The 20964-nt window shown below is 69.2% G+C and carries 21 protein-coding genes; 12 read left to right on the top strand and 9 right to left on the bottom strand.

Annotated elements, in window-relative coordinates; genetic code table 11:
• The first annotated feature begins 24 nt into the window (after positions 1-24).
• Positions 25-1332, top strand: coding sequence for a hemolysin family protein (locus ACFWP5_RS02115; protein WP_384148974.1), 1308 nt, complete (start codon positions 25-27; stop codon positions 1330-1332).
• Positions 1329-1688 carry an MmcQ/YjbR family DNA-binding protein gene (locus ACFWP5_RS02110; protein WP_384148972.1) on the top strand — a complete coding sequence of 120 codons (360 nt, stop codon included), beginning with the start codon at positions 1329-1331 and terminating at the stop codon, positions 1686-1688. Before ACFWP5_RS02115 ends, ACFWP5_RS02110 begins: the two co-directional genes overlap by 4 nt.
• A gap of 188 nt (positions 1689-1876) precedes the next feature.
• Here ACFWP5_RS02110 and ACFWP5_RS02105 read toward each other — a convergent pair whose 3' ends face one another.
• Positions 1877-1999, bottom strand: coding sequence for a hypothetical protein (locus ACFWP5_RS02105; protein ID WP_384148970.1), 123 nt, complete (start codon positions 1997-1999; stop codon positions 1877-1879).
• A 431-nt stretch (positions 2000-2430) separates the two neighbouring features.
• Here ACFWP5_RS02105 and ACFWP5_RS02100 point away from each other — a divergent pair, with 431 nt between their 5' ends.
• Both ACFWP5_RS02100 and ACFWP5_RS02095 read left to right on the top strand, forming a co-directional pair.
• Positions 2431-3342 carry a helix-turn-helix domain-containing protein gene (locus ACFWP5_RS02100; protein ID WP_384148968.1) on the top strand — a complete coding sequence of 304 codons (912 nt, stop codon included), beginning with the start codon at positions 2431-2433 and terminating at the stop codon, positions 3340-3342.
• 38 nt (positions 3343-3380) lie between these two features.
• Positions 3381-3668, top strand: a complete 288-nt coding sequence (locus tag ACFWP5_RS02095; protein WP_384148966.1) for a DUF397 domain-containing protein — start codon at positions 3381-3383, stop codon at positions 3666-3668.
• A gap of 31 nt (positions 3669-3699) precedes the next feature.
• On the opposite strand, the gene ACFWP5_RS02090 is transcribed toward ACFWP5_RS02095, so the two are convergent.
• The gene (locus ACFWP5_RS02090) at positions 3700-5130 is read right to left on the bottom strand and encodes an MFS transporter (RefSeq protein ID WP_384148964.1); all 1431 of its coding nucleotides are present in this window, start codon (positions 5128-5130) and stop codon (positions 3700-3702) included.
• Between the two features lie 144 nt (positions 5131-5274).
• Here ACFWP5_RS02090 and ACFWP5_RS02085 point away from each other — a divergent pair, with 144 nt between their 5' ends.
• The 5 genes from ACFWP5_RS02085 (at position 5275) to ACFWP5_RS02065 (ending at position 9991) form a co-directional block, all read left to right on the top strand.
• On the top strand, positions 5275-6090 hold the full coding sequence (locus ACFWP5_RS02085; RefSeq protein WP_384149077.1) for a helix-turn-helix transcriptional regulator: 816 nt from the start codon (positions 5275-5277) through the stop codon (positions 6088-6090).
• A gap of 37 nt (positions 6091-6127) precedes the next feature.
• Positions 6128-6481 carry a cytidine deaminase gene (locus ACFWP5_RS02080; protein WP_384148963.1) on the top strand — a complete coding sequence of 118 codons (354 nt, stop codon included), beginning with the start codon at positions 6128-6130 and terminating at the stop codon, positions 6479-6481.
• Between the two features lie 442 nt (positions 6482-6923).
• A complete protein-coding gene (locus ACFWP5_RS02075) occupies positions 6924-7409 on the top strand; it encodes a hypothetical protein (protein WP_384148961.1) in 486 nt (161 codons plus the stop codon).
• A 173-nt stretch (positions 7410-7582) separates the two neighbouring features.
• Entirely contained in the window at positions 7583-8899 is a 1317-nt protein-coding gene (locus ACFWP5_RS02070) for a beta-xylosidase (RefSeq protein ID WP_384148959.1), read from the top strand.
• Between the two features lie 78 nt (positions 8900-8977).
• A complete protein-coding gene (locus ACFWP5_RS02065; RefSeq protein WP_384148957.1) occupies positions 8978-9991 on the top strand; it encodes a WxL protein peptidoglycan domain-containing protein in 1014 nt (337 codons plus the stop codon).
• Here ACFWP5_RS02065 and ACFWP5_RS02060 read toward each other — a convergent pair.
• Both ACFWP5_RS02060 and ACFWP5_RS02055 read right to left on the bottom strand, forming a co-directional pair.
• The gene (locus ACFWP5_RS02060; RefSeq protein ID WP_366091622.1) at positions 9885-10223 is read right to left on the bottom strand and encodes a P-II family nitrogen regulator; all 339 of its coding nucleotides are present in this window, start codon (positions 10221-10223) and stop codon (positions 9885-9887) included. The genes ACFWP5_RS02065 and ACFWP5_RS02060 overlap by 107 nt on opposite strands.
• On the bottom strand, positions 10220-11548 hold the full coding sequence (locus tag ACFWP5_RS02055) for an ammonium transporter (protein ID WP_384148955.1): 1329 nt from the start codon (positions 11546-11548) through the stop codon (positions 10220-10222). Before ACFWP5_RS02055 ends, ACFWP5_RS02060 begins: the two co-directional genes overlap by 4 nt.
• Before the next feature lie 165 nt (positions 11549-11713).
• On the opposite strand from ACFWP5_RS02055, the gene era reads away from it, so the two are divergent.
• Positions 11714-12673, top strand: a complete 960-nt coding sequence (gene era / locus ACFWP5_RS02050) for a GTPase Era (protein WP_384148953.1) — start codon at positions 11714-11716, stop codon at positions 12671-12673.
• 158 nt (positions 12674-12831) lie between these two features.
• Here the strand turns inward: era and ACFWP5_RS02045 are convergent, their stop codons facing one another.
• The gene (locus tag ACFWP5_RS02045) at positions 12832-13704 is read right to left on the bottom strand and encodes a helix-turn-helix transcriptional regulator (RefSeq protein WP_384148951.1); all 873 of its coding nucleotides are present in this window, start codon (positions 13702-13704) and stop codon (positions 12832-12834) included.
• Positions 13705-13832: 128 nt separating this feature from the next.
• Between ACFWP5_RS02045 and ACFWP5_RS02040 the strand changes: the two genes are divergently transcribed.
• Positions 13833-14687: an NAD-dependent epimerase/dehydratase family protein gene (locus ACFWP5_RS02040; protein ID WP_384149075.1), complete on the top strand. Its 855-nt coding sequence runs from the start codon at positions 13833-13835 to the stop codon at positions 14685-14687.
• Positions 14688-14717: 30 nt separating this feature from the next.
• Here the strand turns inward: ACFWP5_RS02040 and ACFWP5_RS02035 are convergent, their stop codons facing one another.
• From ACFWP5_RS02035 to ACFWP5_RS02020, 4 genes are all read right to left on the bottom strand, one after another.
• Positions 14718-16013 carry an MFS transporter gene (locus ACFWP5_RS02035; protein WP_384148949.1) on the bottom strand — a complete coding sequence of 432 codons (1296 nt, stop codon included), beginning with the start codon at positions 16011-16013 and terminating at the stop codon, positions 14718-14720.
• Entirely contained in the window at positions 16010-17335 is a 1326-nt protein-coding gene (locus ACFWP5_RS02030) for a GH1 family beta-glucosidase (RefSeq protein ID WP_384148947.1), read from the bottom strand. Before ACFWP5_RS02030 ends, ACFWP5_RS02035 begins: the two co-directional genes overlap by 4 nt.
• Positions 17336-17406: 71 nt before the next feature.
• On the bottom strand, positions 17407-17673 hold the full coding sequence (locus ACFWP5_RS02025) for a protealysin inhibitor emfourin (protein WP_384148945.1): 267 nt from the start codon (positions 17671-17673) through the stop codon (positions 17407-17409).
• A gap of 47 nt (positions 17674-17720) precedes the next feature.
• A complete protein-coding gene (locus ACFWP5_RS02020) occupies positions 17721-18788 on the bottom strand; it encodes a M4 family metallopeptidase (RefSeq protein WP_384148943.1) in 1068 nt (355 codons plus the stop codon).
• A 302-nt stretch (positions 18789-19090) separates the two neighbouring features.
• Between ACFWP5_RS02020 and leuA the strand changes: the two genes are divergently transcribed.
• Positions 19091-20821, top strand: coding sequence for a 2-isopropylmalate synthase (leuA, locus tag ACFWP5_RS02015; RefSeq protein WP_384148941.1), 1731 nt, complete (start codon positions 19091-19093; stop codon positions 20819-20821).
• The last annotated feature ends 143 nt before the right edge of the window (positions 20822-20964 follow it).

Below are 20964 nucleotides of genomic sequence, written 5' to 3'. Positions count from 1 at the left end.
TTAGGGCACAGGTAAGTACGCCTCATGAGTCCTCAGATCGTCGTCGGGGCCATCGCCCTTGTCGTTGTCGCCTGGCTCGCCGCCTGCGCGGAGGCGGGCCTCGCGCGCGTCTCCAGCTTCCGGGCCGAGGAGGCCGTACGGTCCGGTCGGCGCGGCAGTGCCAAGCTCGCGCAGATCGCCGCCGACCCGACCCGCTATCTCAACGTGGCGCTGCTGGTCAGGGTGGCCTGCGAGATGGCCGCCGCCGCGCTGGTCACCTACGAGTGTCTGCAGGTGATCCACGGCACCGCGCCCGCGCTGCTCGCCGCGATCGGCGTCATGGTCCTCGTGTCGTACGTCGCGGTGGGGGTCTCCCCGCGCACGATCGGACGTCAGCATCCGCTGAACACGGCCACGGCGGCGGCGTACGTGCTGCTGCCGCTCGCGCGGATCATGGGGCCGATCCCGTATCTGCTGATCCTCATCGGCAACGCGCTCACCCCTGGCAAGGGTTTTCGCCGGGGCCCGTTCGCGTCCGAGGCCGAGCTGCGCGCGCTGGTGGATCTCGCCGAGAAGGAGTCGCTGATCGAGGACGAGGAGCGCCGTATGGTGCACTCGGTCTTCGAACTCGGCGACACCCTGGTCCGCGAAGTGATGGTGCCGAGGACCGATCTCGTCGTCATCGAGCGGTACAAGACGATCCGTCAGGCCCTCACCCTCGCGCTCCGCTCCGGCTTCTCGCGTATCCCGGTGACCGGGGAGAGCGAGGACGACATCGTCGGGATCGTGTACCTGAAGGACCTGGTCCGCAAGACACACATCAGCCGGGACGCGGAGTCCGAACTCGTCTCGACGGCCATGCGGCCCGCCACCTTCGTGCCGGACACCAAGAACGCCGGTGATCTGCTGCGCGAGATGCAGCAGGAGCGCAACCACGTCGCCGTCGTCATCGACGAGTACGGCGGCACGGCCGGCATCGTCACCATCGAGGACATCCTGGAAGAGATCGTCGGCGAGATCACCGACGAGTACGACCGCGAACTCCCGCCGGTCGAGGAGCTGGGCGACGACCGCTACCGGGTCACCGCCCGCCTGGACATCGGCGACCTGGGCGAGCTGTACGGCTTCGAGGCGTACGACGACGAGGACGTGGAGACGGTCGGCGGACTGCTCGCGAAGGCCCTGGGCCGGGTCCCGATCGCCGGGGCCTCATCGGTCGTGGAGTTGCCCGACGGGCGTGAGCTGCGGCTGACGGCGGAGGCCTCGGCCGGCCGTAGGAACAAGATCGTGACGGTGCTGGTCGAGCCGGTGGGCCCGGCCGACCCGCCCGAGGAGGAGACGAAGCCGGAGTGAGCCCCGAGCAACTGCGCGCGTTCTGCCTGTCGTTCAACGCGACGGTGGAGGACTTCCCGTTCAACCCGGACACGTCCGTCTTCAAGGTCCTGGGCAAACTCTTCGCCCTGACCCGCCTGGACGCGCGCCCCCTCACGGTCAACCTCAAGTGCGACCCGGAGGACGCGATCCGACTCCGGGAGGAGTACGAGGGATTGATCATCCCCGGGTATCACATGAACAAGCGGCACTGGAACACGGTGAGGGTGGACGGGGAGCTCCCGGACCGGCTTGTCCGGGAGTTGGTGGAGGACTCGTACGACTTGGTGGTGGCGGGGTTGCCGCGTGCGGAGCGGCTGCGGTTGGACCGGGGGTGACCCGTGCGGCAATGCGCGGGCCTTCACACCTCGCCATCGCTCCGAAGTCGCGGCAGAATGGATAGTTCAGCGGCTTCGTGACAGGCCCCACTCCGCGTAGGCCGGCAAGCGCACTCGGAGTGGAACCTGCGTTTCATCGGCGTCCGCGTCACATGGTCCCGGGTCCCTTCGACCGGGGCCATTTGACGTCACACGTGGCGGAGCAGCTCTTCGATGATCTTGTAGATCACAACGGCGAGACTGATCCAGGGGGTGGTGATGGCCACTCTCTCGTGCCAAGTGCTGCGGCGCCCTTCCGGCTCTGCGGCCATGGGGCTCTTCCTCCTTCCCGGTGGTTCCACACGCGTTGTGGATACCGCGGCGATCCACATGGCGTGCGTCCGGGAGGGGAGTGAGCGAGTTCAGGCCGAGCCGGTGTCAACTTGCGATGCGTCTGGCTGAACCTCCTTGCGAGGAGCGACGGTTGACGGTTCTACAGACCGACATTGCGCCTCAGAGCCAGCGTATCCCTCGGGCAGACGGGTGAACAGTACTAATTGCTTGACCGCATCCTGGTGCGTCCGATTCGAGTCCTGCGAAGAGCTATATAGCATCTCGGAAGGTCTCGCGCTGTCGAACGGTCACCCACCTTGGGTGATCTGGACGGCACGTTGGGTGAGTCTTCCGTTCGAGAGGTATCGATGCGTAACCATCTAATCTGCTATGTTGCAACTGGTGTGATCCGGATGGGGGTTGAGTGATCATGAGCGCGCCGAGCGCGGCACTTCAGCGGTTGCGGCTGCGTACAGAACTCCGCAAGGCGCGGACCGGTGCCGGGCTGACGCAGCGCCAGGTCGCGGAGAAGATGGAGTGGAGCCCGTCCAAGCTGATCCGCATTGAGGCGGGCGAGGTCGGCATCTCGGTCAACGACCTGCGCCCGCTGCTCGCCGCCTACGGTTTCACCGACCGGCGTAGGGTCGACACGTTGCTCGATCTCGCCCGAGGCAGCCGGAAGATGCCGTACTCCGAGTTCCGGGACATCTTCGGCAAGGAGTTCCAGCAGTACCTGGCCTTCGAGTCGTCCGCGGCGATCGTCCGGATGTTCAACTCCCTGCAGATTCCGGGCATTCTGCAGACGGAGGAGTACGGACGGACCATCATGCGTGCCTACGACAGGACGGTCTCGGAGGACACCCTCGAACGGTACGTCGAGGCGAGGCTCACGCGTCAGGAACTGCTCGTGAGTGATGAGGGCGCGCAGTGGTTCTTCATCCTCGACGAGTCGGTGATCCGCAGGCAGGTCGGTGGTCGCGGTGTCATGAGCAAGCAACTGGACCGGCTGGCCGAACTCGCCACCCGCCCCCGGATCACCATGATGATCCTCCCGTTCAGTGTCGGGGCGCATTCCGGCATGCAAGGGCCCTTCACCCACTTCGAGTTCGAGACCGATGAGATGCCGGACTCGATGTATGTGGAGAATCCCCGTGGCGACTCGTACACCAGCAGTGATCCAGAGGAGACGGGGCGCACTCTGGAGCGGTTCTGGGAGCTGGAGGACCTGGCCGTCAAGGACGACGTGCCTGAACTCCTGCACCGGTTGACGCAACGGCTGGAGACGGGAAGCGATGACCTGGAGGCGCTGCTGCAGCCCGCGGATGAGCCCTCGAACGAGTAACTCCGTTTGACCGCAGGGATGTTGGCGGGAAACGTCGCATGCATATTCCCCGGAGGCACGGCTACTCTGGAAGAGGTGCTGCGTGTCCACACCCAGGTTGGAGGGGCGACGTGGGTGGCTCATGGTCGTGGCGCAAGAGCCGTGCGAGTGGGGGCGGCGATGGCGAGTGCGTGGAGGTCTCCTGGACCGGTGAGTCGGTCCTTGTGCGGAACTCCCGTAGTCCCCAGAGTGCGGTCGTGGCCTTCGCTCCGGACGCCTGGGTGGAGTTCGTCCGCTCCGTGACCCGTTCGGCTCCATCCCCGTCCGAGCCGGAGGCCCGCCCCTGAGCCAGGGGCGGGCCTCCGTCGTACTTTCTCGTCACTGCCGTGCCGCGGTACGCCGGCCCCGGCCGAGCCCCAGCGCCACCAGCACCGCCGCCCCCAGCGCGATCGCCGCGTCGATGCCGACCACTGTGTGGGCCCCCGACATCAGATCGCCGGACGTGGTGGCGAGGACGCCCAGGAGCGGGATGCCGATGGTGATGCCGACCTGCTGGGTGGAGGTGACCAGGCCGGTGGCCAGGCCCTGTTCCTCGTCGGGGACGCCGGAGGTGACCGTCAGGCCGTAGGAGATGATCGCGCCCAGGTGGCACATGCTCGCCAGGGAGACGGCGGCCGTGGCGAGCCAGACCGACCAGGTGTGGGCGTTGAGGGCCAGGAGGGCGGCGGTGAAGGCCGCCTGGCCGGTGAGCGAGGCGACCAGGGTGCGGCGGGCGCCGATGCGGCCGATGACCTTCGGGGCGTAGACGCCCGCCACCGCCGAGAGGATGCCCTGGACGCCGAAGACCAGGCCCGTCTCGAAGGACGACAGGTGCAGGATCTCCTGGAGGTACAGGGTCAGGACGAAGACCACCGTCGACATCATCGAGAAGGTGACCAGTCCGCCCAGGTTCCCCCAGGCCACCGTGCGGCGGCGCAGCATGGGGAGGGAGACCAGGGGCTGGGCCGTGCGCGACTCGATGTACGCGAAGGTCGTGAGGAGCAGTACGCCCGCGATGAGTGTCGTGATCACGTCGGTGCGGGCGAAGCCGTGGCCGGCCGCCGTGGAGAGGGCGTAGATCAGGGCGAGCAGGCCGCCGGTGACCGTGATCGCGCCGGGGATGTCCAGGCGGGGGCGGTCCGGGGTGCGGGACTCGGGGAGCAGGGCGGGGGCCAGGGGCAGGACCAGGACCGCGAACAGGGTGAGCAGGGCCATCGTCGAGCGCCAGCCGAACGCGTCGGTCAGGACGCCGCCGGCCACCATGCCGACCGTGAAGCCGAGCGAGAGCAGGGTGCCGGAGATGCCGAGCGCGCGGTCGCGGGCCGGGCCCTCCGGGAAGGTGGTGGTGAGGAGGCTCATGCCGGTCGGGACGATCGTCGCGGCGCCGAGACCTTGCAGCGCCCGGCCCGTCAGGAACGACGCCGGGTCCCAGGCGAAGGTCGCCAGCAGCGAGGCCGCGCCGAACAGGGCCAGGCCGGTGAGGAACAGTCGGCGGCGGCCGTAGAGGTCGCCGATGCGGCCGAACAGGAGCAGGAAGCCGCCGGACGGCAGTGCGAACGCGGTGACCGCCCACTGGAGTCCGGACCGGCTCATGCCGAGGTCGGCGCCGAGGGTGGGCAGGGCCACGTTGAGGACGGAGAAGTCCAGGGCGACCATGAACTGGGCCGCGCAGAGGACGAAGAGGACGAGCTTGTCGCGCGTCGACAGGCGGGGCGTGCCCAGTGGTTCGAGCGGTTCGTGGACGGTGGGTGGTGTGGTGTCGGTCGCCATGGGGAGAGCTTGCGGCCGTCGGAATAGGCGTGGGGAGCCGGAAGTTGTGCTGGTGGTGGCACCACCAGTCAGGCCTAGGGGGATGTGTACGTGACTGAGGACGCCCTGAAGAGTCGTCGGCTGCGTGAACTGCGTGAGTTCCTGATGAGCCGCCGGGCCCGGGTATCACCGGCCGAGGCGGGACTGCCGGACGGTGGGCCGCGGCGGCGTACGCCGGGGCTACGGCGGGAAGAGGTCGCCGTGCTCGCGGGGGTGGGCGCGTCCTGGTACCAGTGGCTGGAGCAGGGGCGGGACATCTCCGTGTCGCCGCAGGTACTCGACTCCGTCGCCCGCGTGCTGCGGCTCAGCAACGCCGAGCGGCGCCATCTGTATCTGCTGGCCGGGCTGAACCCGCCCGCGGCCGAACCGGCGGCCGGCCATGGCTGTGAGGGCATGCGGCGGCTGATCGACGCCTGGCTGCCGTTTCCGGCGCACATCATGGACCGCTACTACAACTGCGTGATGTACAACGACGCGGCGGGCTGGGTGCTGGGCATGCGGCCCGAGAACACGCAGAACTGCCTCGTCGACTTCTTCACGGACCCGCTCTACCGGGCCCGTTCGCAGAGTTGGGAGCGGAACGCGCGGACCGTCGTCGCGCAGTTCCGGGCGATGTGCGCGGACCGTCCCGACGACGAGGGGTTGCAGGCTGTGCTGGCCGAACTGGCCTCCGTGAGCCCGGAGTTCGGTGAGTTGTGGGCGCGGCGGGACATCCTGGACGCGGGGGTGATCCGCAAGGAGTTGGACCATCCGCTGGTCGGGCTGCTGTGTGTCGAGTCGACGGCGTTGAAGGTGCCGGCGCGGCCCGATCTCACGATCGTGCTGCACACGCCGTTGGACGAGGCGAACACGGTGGCGAAGTTGGAGTGGCTGGCCTCGCCGGAGGGGCGGCGCGGGGCGATGTACCCCGTGGCGGGGTGAGGTCCTCGTCGGTCCTCGTCCTTCGTATGCTCTGTTCATGACCGACAGCAGCGCGCTTGACCCCGAGGACCGCAAGATCGTCACCCTGGCCCGTTCGGCTCGGGCCCGTAACGGTGTGCCGGAGGGCGCGGCCGTGCGGGACGAGACGGGGCGGACGTATGTCGCCGGGACCGTTGCCCTTTCGTCGCTGAAGTTGAGCGCGTTGCAGACGGCGGTGGCGATGGCGGTGGCGTCCGGGGCGAAGTCCTTGGAGGCGGCGGCGGTGGTGACGGCTGCGGAGTCCGCGTCCGAGGAGGACCGGGCGGCCGTACGGGATCTGGGTGGGCCCAAGACGCCGGTGTTGGTGGCTGGGCTGGACGGGGTTGTCCGGCTGACGGTCGCTGCGGGCTGAGTTGAGTGCTGAGGTGGGTGCGGGCTGAGGTGGTGCCGGGGGCTCCGCCCCCAGACCCCCGATCGGCCCTGAAGGGGCCTCGTCCTCAAACTCCCCCAGAGGGGGTACCCCCAACGGGCTGAAAAATGCGGGCCTGTGTTGACAGTGCGGCCTGTGTCGAGAGGGGCCGGGGCGGGCTGGATGGTGCGGCCTGTGCTGAGAAGTGGCCCCGAGAGGCTGACAGGCGCCGCGTCTGAAATGTCGCCGTGTCCGGAAGTAACCCGTCCAGATTTCGCCCTTGCTCTCCACCCGTCTCCCGCGCATCAATGGAACCGTAAGTTCCGACGGACCGTCAGATTCTCGCTCGTGTGGCGCACCGCACCGCGTCCGTGAGTTGTCTCTGAGGTGTTTCTCCCGTCCATCCCCACATGGCATTCCCAGACACGGGAAGGGAACCAGACCCATGAAAGGCAAGCTGAGAAGCAAGCGAATCGGGACCGGTGCGGCACTGGTGACGGGGGTCCTCGCGGCCGCCTCGCTGGCGTTCGCGCCAAGTGCGCTCGCCGTCACTCCCCAGACGGCGACGATCACCGCGAACTGCGGCATCTTCGGCGGCGGCGCGGCCACGCTCACCGCCACGCAGAGCGGCACCGCGGCCACTGTCACCATCACCTCCTCCATCACGGCGCCGCTCGCCCTGGCGCAGGACTCCATCGCCTCCACCTTCACGTTCGAGAACGCGAGCGGTGGCACCACCGTCTTCAGCGGGACGAAGAACCCGGCCATGGCGACCGGCGACGCCGTCACCGTCGGTCCGCTCGACGGGACCGTGGCCTCAGGTGACAGCCTGGAGGCGTACGGCGGGTCGCTGCAGATGACGATCTTCGGGATCGCCGTCACGTGCACGGCCACCGGACCGCAGTCACCGGGTCCGTTCGTGTTCGACTGAGAATTCCCCCCACGGGTTCAACTGGGCCGTCGGTTCCCGCTGTTGGGCGGGATCTGACGGCCCATCAGTTTGTTTCGGTGTGTCCATTGACTTCTCACGCGATCCCCACATCAATGCCCCCTGTCGGCGCAGAAGAGCCGCTGCGCCCACCGTCCTCAGGAGGGGGCCCATCCATGGCTTCGACAACCCGAAGACGCCGCTGGGCGTCGTTGCTCGGGGTGACCGCGCTCGCGGTCGCCACGGGCGGTGCGCTGGCCTGTCCGGCCGGTGCGTCCACGAACGTGGACTTTGCCACGCACTGCATCCCGCCGGCGGTCGCGGGCATCCCGCCGATCGACGGCACCACGACCGCCGCGATCACGGTGGACAACACCGCGCCGAAGGTCGGCGACACCGTCACCGTGACGTACACGGTGGTCAAGCCGGCCGCCAGCAACCCCACCGCCATCGCCCTGCCGGCCGACATCATGACGCCCACCGGGAAGGTCACCCTCGGCGGTGCCCAGACCGGCAGCTTCACGGTGGCCGGGCCCAAGAAGAACGACCCGGTGCCCGGCAACGGCGCCTTCCCGTCCTTCGCGATGACCGGCACCTTCACGGTCACCACCCCGGGCGCGATCACCCTCTCGCCCGGCGACTACAACATCCACACCAGCTACATCCTGGAGCTGGACACCCCCTGCACGGTGACGAACCCGCCGGCGCCGGTCTCCGAGACCGTCACCGCGACCGCCACCACTCCGGTCAACACCCGTGCGATCAGCCTGGGTTCGGCCTCAGGAAACGCCGGTGACAGCGTCACCGTGACCGGCAGCAACTTCACACCGGGCGCCACCGTGACCCTGGCCGGGCGGTCCGGAACCGCCCAGACCGCGGACACGGCGACCGTCACGGCCACCAGCGGCGGCACCGTCAGCGGCTCGCTCGCCGTCAACGACAAGACGACGACCGGGATCGTGGCGTACGAGGGCAGCGCGTGGAGCGCCGATCTGGGTGCCGGTCCTGCCGCCTACGTCGTCAACGACACCACGCCCGTTCCGCCCGGGAGCCAGAAGCTGACCACGACCGTCAAGGCGGGCAGTCTGTCGATGGCGCAGGCCGGGGACGCCGTAGGCCTCTCGGCGGTCGACTTCGGCAAGGGCGGTGCCTCCACGGGCGCCCTGAACACGGTGACGGTCCAGGACTTCCGCGGCGGACCCGCGGGCTGGTCCCTGACCGGCAAGGTCACCGACTTCACCGGTCCCGGCGCCAAGATCGGTGCCGGGGCGCTGAGTTGGACTCCCGCCTGCGTCACCAAGGCGGGCAGCCCGAGCACCTGCGTCGCCGGTTCGGCGGGCACGGTGGGCAGTTCGGGAGCGACGCTCGCGTCCACGCCCGACGGCACGCTCACCGGCGGCCAGTTCACCGTCAACGCCGGACTCTCCCTGAACGTACCGGCGTTCACGCCTCCGGGCTCGTACGCCGGCGTGCTCACGCTGACGCTCACCTGACCGTCCGCCTCACCTCCGGTGGCCGGGCGACCGTACCCGCCCGACCACCCCACACCTCGTCCGTGGGGGTCCGCACCCGTGCGCAAGCTGTACGTCCTCCTCCTGAGCCTCTGCTTCGGCGCGCTCGCCGCGCCCTCCTCCCACGCTGCGGACAACGGCAGTTGGTCCGTGTACCCGGCCGCCTCGCAGCTCGCCGCGCGGCCGTACTTCTATCTCTCCGCCGACCCCGGCCAGACCATCCAGGACAAGGTGGTCGTCGCCAACAAGACCGGCAGGCCCCTGACCTTCCGGCTGTACGCGGCCGATGCCTACAACACCGCGCGTGACGGCGGGTTCGCCGTGCGGACCGTGAAAGAGACGATGCGTGGGGTGGGGGCGTGGGCGAAGCCCGCCAGGTCCCGGGTAACCGTGCCCGCCCACAAGACAGTTACCGTGCCGTTCACGCTGCACGTGCCCGAAGGCGCCGAACCGGGCGACCACCCGGGCGCGTTGGTCGCCCTCGACGAACGCGTCGACAAGGGCGACGGCTCACTCGCGCTCGGCGTGCAGCGGGCCGTCGGCGCCCGCGTCTACCTCCGGGTCAGTGGACCCACGCTGCCCGCACTGGCCGTGGAACACGTGCATGTGTCCCATCACCAGCCGCTGGTACCGGGGTTGGGGGACAGCGACGCGACGATCTCCTACACGCTGCACAACACCGGCAACGTCACCCTCGATCCGAAGGTGACACTGAAGGCGCAGGGGCTGTTCGGCCGGACGCTGCTGTCGCGTGGACTGACCCGGATTCCGGCCGAGTTGCTGCCCGGGCAGAGCGTGAAGCTGAGCGAACCGTGGAAGGGCTCGCCCCAACTCGACTGGGGCGACATCACGTTGACCGCGAGTGCGCCGGGCACGAAGCAGTCGGCGAGCGCGTCGTTCTTCGCGCTGCCGTGGCTCGCGGCGGCGCTGCTGCTCGCCGTCGGGTTCGTCGGGGGAGTGCTCGCGGTCAGAGCGCGTCGGGGCCGCGTTCGCCCGTCCGAACCCGTACGACCGTCTCGACCGGCATCGACCACACCTTCCCGTCCCCGATCTTCCCCGTCTGCGCGGCCTTGACGATCGCGTCGATCACGGCCTCCGAGTCCGCGTCGTCGACGACGACCTCGATCCGCACCTTGGGGACGAGGTCGACGCGGTACTCGGCGCCGCGGTACACCTCGGTGTGGCCGCGCTGCCGGCCGTAGCCGCTGGCCTCGGTGACGGTCAGGCCGTGCACGCCGAGCTCCTGGAGCGCCGTCTTGACCTCGTCGAGGCGGTACGGCTTGACGATCGCGGTGATGAGCTTCATGCCTGGGTGTTGACCTTCTGCGCGGAGGAGGCGGAGGTGAGGGACGTGCCGACCGGGGCTCCGTGGCCCAGGACGCCGTGATCGTATGCGCTCTCGGCGTGCACCGTAAGGTCAAGACCGGTCCGCTCCTCCTCCTCGCTGGCCCGCAGCCCCATCACCCGGTCGAGCAGCTTGCCGATCCCGTACGTGACGAGGAAGGCGTACGCCCCTACGGCGGCCACGGCCACCAGCTGCTTGCCGAGCTGGGCGAGCCCGCCGCCGTAGAGGAGGCCTTCGGGGCCGCCGGTCAGCTCCTTGGTGGCGAAGACGCCGATCAGGAGGGTGCCGATGACGCCGCCGACCAGGTGGACGCCGACGACGTCGAGGGAGTCGTCGTAGTTCAGCTTGAACTTCCAGCCGACCGCGTACGAGCAGACGGCACCGGCGGCGAGGCCGACGACCAGCGCGCCGAGCAGCGAGACCGAGCCGCAGGACGGGGTGATCGCGACCAGGCCGGCGACCGCGCCCGAGGCCGCGCCCAGGGTCGTCGGGTGGCCGTCGCGCTTCTGCTCGACGAAGAGCCAGCCGAGCAGGCCGGTGCAGCCGGCGGTGAGGGTGTTGAGGAAGGCCGCGGCGGCGAGGCCGTTGGCGCCGAGGGCGGAACCGGCGTTGAAGCCGAACCAGCCGAACCAGAGCAGGCCCGCGCCCAGCATCACCATCGGGAGGTTATGAGGTCGCATGGCGTCTTTTTTGAAGCCGAGGCGGGGGCCGACCACCAGGCACAGGGCCAGACCCGAGGCGCCCGAGGTGATCTCGACCGGGAGTCCGCCCGCGAAGTCGAGGGCGCCGAGGTGCGCCGCGATCCAGCCGCCGGGGCCCCATACCCAGTGCGCGACGGGAACGTATACGAGGAGCGCCCAGACGGGTACGAAGACCAGCCAGGCCCCGAACCGCACCCGGTCCGCGACCGCGCCGCTGATCAGCGCGGCCGTGATGATCGCGAAGGTGAGCTGGAAGGTGGCGAAGAGGAGGGTGGGGACGGTGCCGTGCACGCTGTCGGGGCCGAGGCCCGCCATGCCGAGGTGCTTCACGCCGCCGATGAGTCCGCCGCCGAGGTCGTCGCCGAACGCGAGCGAATAACCGGCGGTCAGCCAGACCACCGTGACCAGGGCGATCGACACGAAGCTCATCATGAGCATGTTGAGGACGCTCTTCGTGCGGACCATGCCGCCGTAGAAGAGGGCCAGGCCCGGGGTCATCAGCAGGACCAGGGCGGTGGCGGCGAGCAGCCAGGCGGTGTCGCCGGTGTCGATACGCCCGTCGGCAAGTGCGGCGGCGAGGGTCACGGTCGTCTCCAACGGTGTGGGGGCTCGTCAGAGGGTCACCGGCGCGGGTTTCCGGTCGCGTACGGGGGTGTTTCCGTGACGTTTCATTGCGGAGGGGTTTCCGAAAGCTCACCGTGAGAGCCGTGGGTGGACTGTTGTGCGGCGGGAGCTTGTGGATCAGGGACAATGGGCGCCATGAGCGTTCGTACCCCGTCATCCAAGCCGTCCGAGGCCCCCCACCGCGCCGGCTTCGCCTGCTTCGTGGGCCGCCCCAACGCGGGCAAGTCCACCCTTACGAATGCTCTGGTCGGCCAGAAGGTGGCGATCACCGCCAACCAGCCGCAGACCACGCGGCACACGGTGCGCGGCATCGTCCACCGGCCGGACGCGCAGTTGATCCTGGTGGACACCCCGGGCCTGCACAAGCCGCGCACCCTGCTGGGTCAGCGGCTCAACGACATCGTCCGTACGACGTGGGCCGAGGTCGACGTCATCGGCTTCTGCCTGCCGGCGAACGAGAAGCTCGGCCCGGGTGACCGTTTCATCGCGAAGGAACTGGCGTCCATCAAGAAGACGCCGAAGATCGCGATCGTCACGAAGACCGACCTGGTGGACTCCAAGACCCTCGCCGAGCAGCTCATCGCCATCGATCAGCTCGGCAAGGAGCTGGGGTTCGAGTGGGCGGAGATCGTGCCGGTGTCGGCGGTCGCGGACCAGCAGGTGGATCTGCTCGCCGATCTCCTCATCCCGCTGCTGCCGGAGGGGCCCGCCCTCTATCCCGAGGGCGATCTCACCGACGAGCCCGAGCAGGTCATGATCGCGGAGTTGATCCGGGAGGCCGCGCTGGAGGGCGTTCGGGACGAGTTGCCGCACTCCATCGCCGTTGTCGTCGAGGAGATGATCCCCCGCGAGGACCGGCCGGCCGACAAGCCGCTCCTCGACATTCACGCCTTCGTCTACATCGAGCGGCCCAGTCAGAAGGGCATCATCATCGGCCCTAAGGGCAAGCGGCTGAAGGACGTTGGCATCAAGTCGCGTAAGCAGATCGAGGCGTTGTTGGGTACGCCGGTGTTCCTGGATCTGCATGTGAAGGTGGCGAAGGACTGGCAGCGGGATCCTCGGCAGTTGCGCAAGCTCGGGTTCTAGAGGGGGAGTTGGGGTTCTGGGGGGCTTTCTTCGCCCCCGCCGCCCCTACCCGTCCCATCCTTCCGGGACTCCGCCCCAGGCCCCGCTCCTCAAACGCCGGAGGGGCTGGGTTTGAGCGGGCTGGGTTTGAGCTGCGTGAGTTTGAGCTGGGTGGATCTTCAGCGGGGGTCCGGGGGCGTAGCCCCCAGTGAGGTCGGGCTCATGTCCTGGAGGCCTATCACCCGCAGGAGTTGGAGCCGTTCGTAGGACTCCGTGCCGGGGCGTGCCGTGTGGATGACCAGCAGGTGGTGCGCGTCCTGGTTCAGGAGGATCTCGCAGTCCAGCTCCAGGAGACCGACCAGCGGGTGACGGAAACGCTTCGTGGACCGGCGGCGTACCGCCACCTCGTGTTCCTCCCACAGTCGTGCGAACTCCTCGCTGGACGACCGTAGTTCGGCCACCAGTGCGGCCGGCTCGGGGTCGTCGGGGCGGGCCGCGGCAACCGCCCGCAGGTTCGCCACATGGGAGCGCGCGTGCTCCGGCACGTCCTCCGGGGGGAACATCTCCCGTGCCGCCAGGTCCAGGAAGAAACGGCGGAGCAGGTTGCGGTCCCGGGGCGGCCTGGCGAACGCGTCGCCCGTCAGCGCCCGCGACATCGCGTTCTGGGCGATCACCTCACCGCAGTCGCTCGTCACATGCGCGGGGGTGTCGTGCAGCCGGTCCAGGACCAGCAGGAGGCCCGGCCGCAGGTGCCCGGGCCCGACTCCCCGGCGCGGCGGTTCCTCGCCGGTGAGGTGGAACAAGTGGTCGCGTTCGTCGTCCGTGAGCCGTAGCGCGCGGGCCAGTGCCGTGAGCATCTGGCGGGACGGGTGCGGGCCGCGGGCCTGTTCCAGGCGCGTGTAGTAGTCCACGGACATGCCGGTCAGCTGGGCCACCTCCTCGCGGCGCAGGCCTGGCGTACGGCGGCGGGGGCCGGCCGTGAGGCCCACGTCGGCGGGGTCCAGGCGGGCCCGGCCGCGGCGCAGGAAGTCGGCGAGTTCGGCTCGGTTCACGCTTCCAGGGTGCGGCAGTCCGCCCGGCTTATCCAGGGACTGCCGATCCCCTGACCGGAAGGTCTCTCCCGGCACCGGCCCGCCTGCCCAAAGCTGGTCGGGACGAGACGAGACGTGAGGAGCACATGATGCTGACACTGGTGACAGGCTCGACGGGACAGGTCGGACGCCGCTTCGTACCGAGGCTGCTGGCGCAGGCCAGGCCGGGGGAGCGGGTACGGGTACTGGTGCGGGACGCGGCCCGCGGCGAACGCTTCGCGGAGCTGGGCGCGGAGGTGGTACTCGGCGATCTGCGGGACGAGGACGCCCTCGGCAAGGCGGTGTCCGGCGCCGACGCGGTCGTGAACGTCGCCGCGTCCTTCCGCGGTGTACCGGACGAGGAGGCCTGGGCCGTCAACCACGTCGCGGCGGTCGCCCTGGGCCACGCCGCACAGACCTCAGGTGTACGGCGCTTCGTACAGGTCAGCACCGGGATGGTCTACGGCGTGGGGCGAGGCCGCCCTCTGACCGAGGAGGACGAGAGCCGCCCCGGCGGCCAGATGTGGGGCGCCTACAACGAGTCGAAGGTGGCCGCAGAACGGGAACTCCTCGCGCTCGACGACATGGACGTACGCGTGGCCCGACTCCCCTTCGTCTACGGCGAGGGAGACCCCCACCTGGTCAACTCCCTCCAATGGGCGGCCCATTGGGCCTCGAACCAGCGCCTGCACATGGGCCACCACGCGGACGTCGCCCAGGGCCTCCTCCGCGTCCTGCACGCCCCGGGAATCGCCGGCCGCGTCTACAACATCGCCGACGACGCCCCGGTCACCGCGGTCGACCTCCACCTGCTCAACGGCGTCGAGATCCCCGCCGAACTCGCCCAACACACGGACCCCGACCCGTGGTTCGGCATCATGTCCACGGAACGGATCCGCCGGGAGCTGGGCTACCGCCCCCTGTTCCCGACGGCGTGGTCGGCACGGGAGGCGGGCGTGCTCTGACGGCGACTCGAAGAACCACCTCACCCGTCGTCAGTCCACCCCCCGAATCCGCCGAACCAGCAACGCCCCCGCCATCCCGATCACCGCGGACACCAGATACAGCACCCGGTACCCGCCCAGATACGTCACGATCGGCGCGGCGAGGGCGGGCGCCGCCACCTGGGGAAGCGCGTTCGCCACGTTGATGACGCCGAGGTCCTTGCCGCGGTCCAGGGCCTTGGGGAGTACGTCCGTCATCAGGGCGAAGTCGACCGACGTGAAGACGCCGAAGCCGATGCCCAGGACCGCCGCCGCGACGATCGCGCCCGGCCAGGTCTGCCAGCCCGCCAGGACCGCTGTCGCCACCGCCATCAGCACGCCGGACCAGATCACGAACGGCTTGCGGCGGCCGACCCGGTCCGACCACACCCCGCCGACCACCACCGTGGCCAGGAGCGTCAGGCCGTTCACCGCCGTGAGGATCAGGACGCCCTGGTCGGGGTCGTGGTAGTGCAGGCGGTCGCGCAGGTAGTAGAGGAGGTACAGCAGCACCAGCGCGTTGCTCAGGTTGATCAGGAAACGGGTCAGCCACGCCCAGCCCAGGTCGGGATAGCGGCGCGGGCTCAGCCAGAAGCCCTTGAAGAAGCCCTGCCAGGACCACGGCGGTCGGGTCTCCGGCGGGAGCCGCAGGTCCTTGTGGCGGAGTACGTACGGCAGTACGCCGACCGCCGTGAACACCGCGCACGCCACATAGCCCGCCCCGATGCCCCCGGCCGCCGTCGCCAGGCCCGTACCGCCGACCACGCCCAGGATCTGCGCGGCGCCCAACCAGCCGCCCACAGAGCCCCGTTGGAGCCGCGGCACCCGGTCGGGCACGGCCGCCGTGACCGCCGCGAAGGCCGCGTTCAGGGTCAGCTGGACCAGGCACCACCCGGCCGCCATCGTCCACACCCCGCCCGCGCCCGCGAGCACCAGCAACGACAGTGCCCCGCCCGCCGCCCCGCCCACGATCCACGGCGTACGGCGCCCCCAACGCGCCGTCGTCCGGTCGGACAGCGCGCCGAAGAGCGGATTGGCGACCAGCGACACCAGCGCGCCCGCGCCCGTCACCCACGCCAGCATCGTCTCCTTGGACATGCCGGTACCCGGCGCGAAGTCCTTGGCCTGTGACGCGAGCAGGATCTGCAGCGGGCCGTACCAGCCCACCCAGATCGCCCCGTTGGCGAGCGAGAGCGCGGACGTCCAGCCCCGGCCCACGCGCTCCACGGGTTCGGCCAGGGCGAGAGCGGCAGTGGCCGTAGCGGGAGCCGGATTGCCGTCGTCCACTGAACTCCCCGTCGTCGTCATCTCTGCGCCCGCAGCATGCCCTGGAACCAGCCGTACGACGCCTTCGGAGTGCGCGCCCGCGTCTCGTAGTCGACGTGCACCAGCCCGAACCGCCGCTCGTAGCCCTCCGCCCACTCGAAGTTGTCCAGCAGCGACCACACGAAGTACCCGCGTACGTCCACGCCCGCCTCCAACGCCCCGTGCAGCGCCCGGACATGGCCGTCGAGGTAGGTGATCCGGTCCTGGTCGTCGAGGCCGTCGTAGGAGCAGCCGTTCTCGGTGATGACCACGGGTGGGAGTCGGTCGCCGTAGCGGTCGCGGAAGGTGGTGAGGAGTTCCGTCAGGCCCTCGGGGACCACCGGCCAGCCGAAGTCCGTCACCGGGACGCCCTCGATCTCCCTTACCGAGAAGGGGAGTTCGGCGGGGAGCGTGAGGCCGCCGAACTCGATCTCCGCGCCCTGGGGTGCCCCGACTCTGCTCGGCGCGTAGTAGTTGATCCCGTACCAGTCGATCGGCTCGGCGATCACCTTCAGGTCGGACTCGACGTCGCCCGGCATCAACTCGCCAAGGCCGGACGGGTATTCGCCGAGCAGCAGGGGGTCGGCGAACAGGCGGTTCAGGAGGAGGTCGTAGAAGTTCGCCGCCTCGATGTCCTCGGGTTCCTGCGAGGCCGGCCAGGTCGGGCCGTGCGAGTTGGCGATCCCGATGTCGGTGGCGCCGGCCGCGCGCAGCGCCCGTACCGCCAGGCCGTGGGCCAGGAGTTGGTGGTGGGCGACCGGCAGCGCGTCGAACAGGAGCGTCCTGCCGGGGGCGTGGGCGCCCAGCGCGTGTCCCAACAGGGTGTGTTCCGCAGGCTCGTTGAGGGTGATCCACTTCTTCACCCGGTCGCCCAGGCGGTCGGCGACGACCGACACGTACTCCGCGAAGTGTGACGCCGTATCCCTCTGCAACCAGTCCCGCGTCACCGGGAGATCCCAGTGGAACAGGGTCGGGACCGGCTGTACGCCCGCCTCGCCCAGTTCGTCGACGAGACGGTCGTAGAAGTCGAGGCCGCCGGGGGAGTTCACCCGCGGCCAGGAGATCGAGAAGCGGTACGCGTCCACGCCCAGGTCGGCCAGGAGGGCCACGTCCTCGCTGTGGCGGTGGTAGTGGTCGCAGGCCACCGCCGCCGTCGAGCCGTCCTTGATCCGGCCCGGCTCGGCCTCGAACGCGTCCCATATCGACGGTTCGCGTTCGTCCGCCGCGCCCTCGATCTGGTGGGCCGAGGTGGAGACGCCCCAGAGGAAGCCGGCCGGGAACCGAGGTATCGGGTTGCCTGCATCAATCGCCATGCGCCGGATCATCGGTACCGGCGGTAACGGGTGTCAACGGGCGGGCGTGAACAAGCAGTTACGCCCCCCGTCGGCACACGGTTCTACGCGCCTTCCTTCAACACCCTTGAGATCAGCTCCCGTTGCTCGTCCGTGAGCCGGGGGTCGGCCGCGTACACCGTCTTCCCGTCCACCGTGATCTCGTAGTGGAAGCCGTCCGGGACGCCCGCCGTCGGCGTGCCCTGGCCGGCGGCTACCGCCTGCTGGGCCAGGGCATGCCACTCGTGCGCGTCGGGCCGCGTCGAGGTGTCGACCTCGCCGTGGCGCTGGATACCGCCGAAACCGCCCGTGCGCCGTACTCGAATACGCATGGGTCCTGTCTAGTACGGATCCGGCGCGGTTACGAGGCGGGGATGGTTCAGGAGGTGGGCACTCCGACCTGTTCCCATGCCTTCTGTACGGCCTGGAGTTCCTCGCCGCCGTCCCCGAAGCGGGTCTTCGCGGCGGCGACCGTGAGCGTCGCGAAGTCCGCGAACAGGGCGTCCTTCTTGAGCTCGCCGCCGGTCAGGACGTCGTACCAGATCTGTCCGGCCTTCTCCCAGGCGTGCCCGCCGATCGCGTCGGCGACCAGGTAGAAGGCGTGGTTGGGGATGCCGGAGTTGATGTGCACGCCGCCGTTGTCGCTGCCCGTCCTGACGAAGCCGTCCATCGTCGCGGGCTGCGGGTCCTTGCCGAGGGCGTCGTCGTCGTAGGCCGTGCCCGGGGCCTTCATGGAGCGCAGGGCGACGCCGGAGACGCGCGGGGCGAGCAGGCCCGCGCCGATCAGCCAGTCGGCCTCGGCGGCGGTCTGGCCGAGTGTGTACTGCTTGATGAGCGAGCCGAAGACGTCGGAGACCGACTCGTTCAGGGCGCCGGACTGGCCGAAGTAGGTCAGGTTCGCGGTGTACTGCGTGACGCCGTGGGTGAGTTCGTGGCCGATGACGTCGACCGGGATGGTGAAGTCGAGGAACAGTTCGCCGTCGCCGTCGCCGAACACCATCTGCTCGCCGTTCCAGAACGCGTTGTCGTACTTCACGTCGTAGTGGACGGACGCGTTGAGCGGCAGGCCCTGGCCGTCGATGGAGTGGCGGTTGAAGGCGTTCAGGTACAGCTCGAAGGTGGCGCCGAGACCGGCGAAGGCGCGGTTGACGGTGGCGTCCTTGCCGGGGTCGGAGCCCTCGGCGCGCACCTTCTTCCCCGGCAGGTCCTGCTTGTGCTTCGCGTCGTAGATCGTGCGCTGCGGCTTGTCGGACTCGGCCGGCGCGGCGATCGTCGGTGCGCCGATGACGGTGGTCAGCCGGCGGTGGGTGCGCTCGTAGGCGTCGCGCTCCAGGGTCTCGCGAGCGGGACCGGCGAGCGCGGGGTCCTCGTGCTGGGCGAGCTTGTCGAGGACATGCGGTGGGACGATCGTGCAGAAGACGGGCTCGAAGCCCCCGTGAGTCGTCATGCCCGGCACCTTGGCACCGAGTCATCCCGCTGTCACTACCGGCAACCATGATTGGTGAAAAACAGGGACAATCATCACAGTCTCGTAGCGGAGAGTGGTATACGACAGCCAATGTCCCGCATAGTGATACGGCCCCCCGCACTGCGCACGTCTCGGCTAGTCTGCTGAGCATCATGCGTTTCGGGCTGCTTCTCCTTAGCTGCCGCGGCGAGGGCCTGTAGTCGTAGGCCGACCCCCTCCCCGCGGAGTCTGGCGTTGCGCCGTCGGCCGTCCTTCAGGACACCACGAGGAGCCCACGCATCATGGCCCACAGCGCCAATCGCCAGCAGCCCAGTTCCATGCCGATCCACAAGTACGGCCGGTACGAGCAGGTCGACATCCCCGACCGCACCTGGCCCCAGCAGCGGATCACCGTAGCCCCCCGCTGGCTCTCCACCGACCTGCGTGACGGCAACCAGGCCCTGATCGACCCCATGTCACCGGCGCGCAAGCGCGCGATGTTCGACCTGCTGGTCAAGATGGGCTACAAGGAGATCGAGGTCGGCTTCCCGGCCTCGGGCCAGACCGACTTCGACTTCGTGCGCTCGATCGTCGAGGAAGAGGGCGCGATCCCGGACGACGTCACGATCTCCGTGCTGACGCAGGCCCGCGAGGACCTGATCGAGCGGACCGTGGAGTCCCTGAAGGGCGCCAAGCGCGCCACCCTGCACCTCTACAACGCCACCGCGCCCGTCTTTCGCCGCGTGGTCTTCCGCGGCTCCAAGGACGACATCAAGCAGATCGCCGTCGACGGCACCCGCCTGGTGATGGAGTACGCCGAGAAACTGCTGGGCCCCGAGACCGAGTTCGGGTACCAGTACTCGCCCGAGATCTTCACGGACACCGAGCTGGACTTCGCGCTGGAGGTCTGCGAGGCGGTCATGGACGTCTGGCAGCCCGGCCCGGACCGCGAGATCATCCTCAACCTGCCTGCCACCGTTGAGCGTTCGACCCCGTCGACGCACGCCGACCGCTTCGAGTGGATGGGCCGCCACCTGTCCCGCCGCGAGCACGTGGTGCTGTCGATCCACCCGCACAACGACCGCGGTACGGCCGTCGCCGCCGCCGAGCTGGCGCTGATGGCCGGCGCCGACCGCGTCGAGGGCTGCCTGTTCGGACAGGGCGAGCGCACCGGCAACGTCGACCTGGTCACCCTGGGCATGAACCTGTTCTCGCAGGGCGTCGACCCGCAGATCGACTTCTCCGACATCGACGAGGTCCGTCGTACGTGGGAGTACTGCAACCAGATGGAGGTCCACCCGCGCCACCCGTACGTGGGCGACCTGGTCTACACGTCCTTCTCCGGCTCCCACCAGGACGCCATCAAGAAGGGCTTCGACGCCATGGAGGCCGACGCGAAGGCCAAGGGCGTCACCGTCGACGACATCGAGTGGGCCGTCCCGTACCTGCCGATCGACCCGAAGGACGTCGGCCGCTCCTACGAGGCCGTCATCCGGGTCAACTCGCAGTCCGGCAAGGGCGGAATCGCGTACGTCCTGAAGAACGACCACAAGCTGGACCTGCCGCGCCGGATGCAGGTCGAGTTCTCCAAGGTCATTCAGGCCAAGACGGACGCCGAGGGCGGCGAGGTCACCCCGAAGGAGATCTGGGCGACCTTCGAGGACGAGTACCTGCCGAACCCGGACAACCCCTGGGGCCGTATCCAGGTGAAGAACGGCCAGTCGACCACCGACACCGACGGCGTGGACACGCTCAAGGTGGAGGCGAGCGTCGACGGCGTCGACACCGTCCTGACCGGCTCCGGCAACGGCCCGATCTCCGCGTTCTTCGACGCCCTGCAGTCCGTCGGCATCGACGTACGGCTCCTGGACTACCAGGAGCACACGATGAGCGAGGGAGCCTCCGCGCAGGCCGCCTCGTACATCGAATGCGCGATCGACGACAAGATCCTGTGGGGAATCGGCATTGACGCGAATACGACACGTGCGTCTCTGAAGGCGGTCGTCTCGGCCGTCAACCGCGCTACCCGCTGAACCATCCTGACCGGCGGTTTACTCGTCGCTGAAGGGCCCCGTACGCCGGTCTCCGGCGGGCGGGGCCCCGTCGTTTCCCGGCCATTCCGTGTGCAGGTCACGGAGAGGTCTCGTCAGGGGTACTGACTCCGGCTCGACAATGT

Source organism: Streptomyces sp. NPDC058469 (assembly GCF_042721125.1).
Lineage (GTDB): Bacteria > Actinomycetota > Actinomycetes > Streptomycetales > Streptomycetaceae > Streptomyces.
The sequence above is the reverse complement of the archived record's forward strand: the minus strand, read 5'-3'. Positions and strand labels throughout refer to the sequence as shown.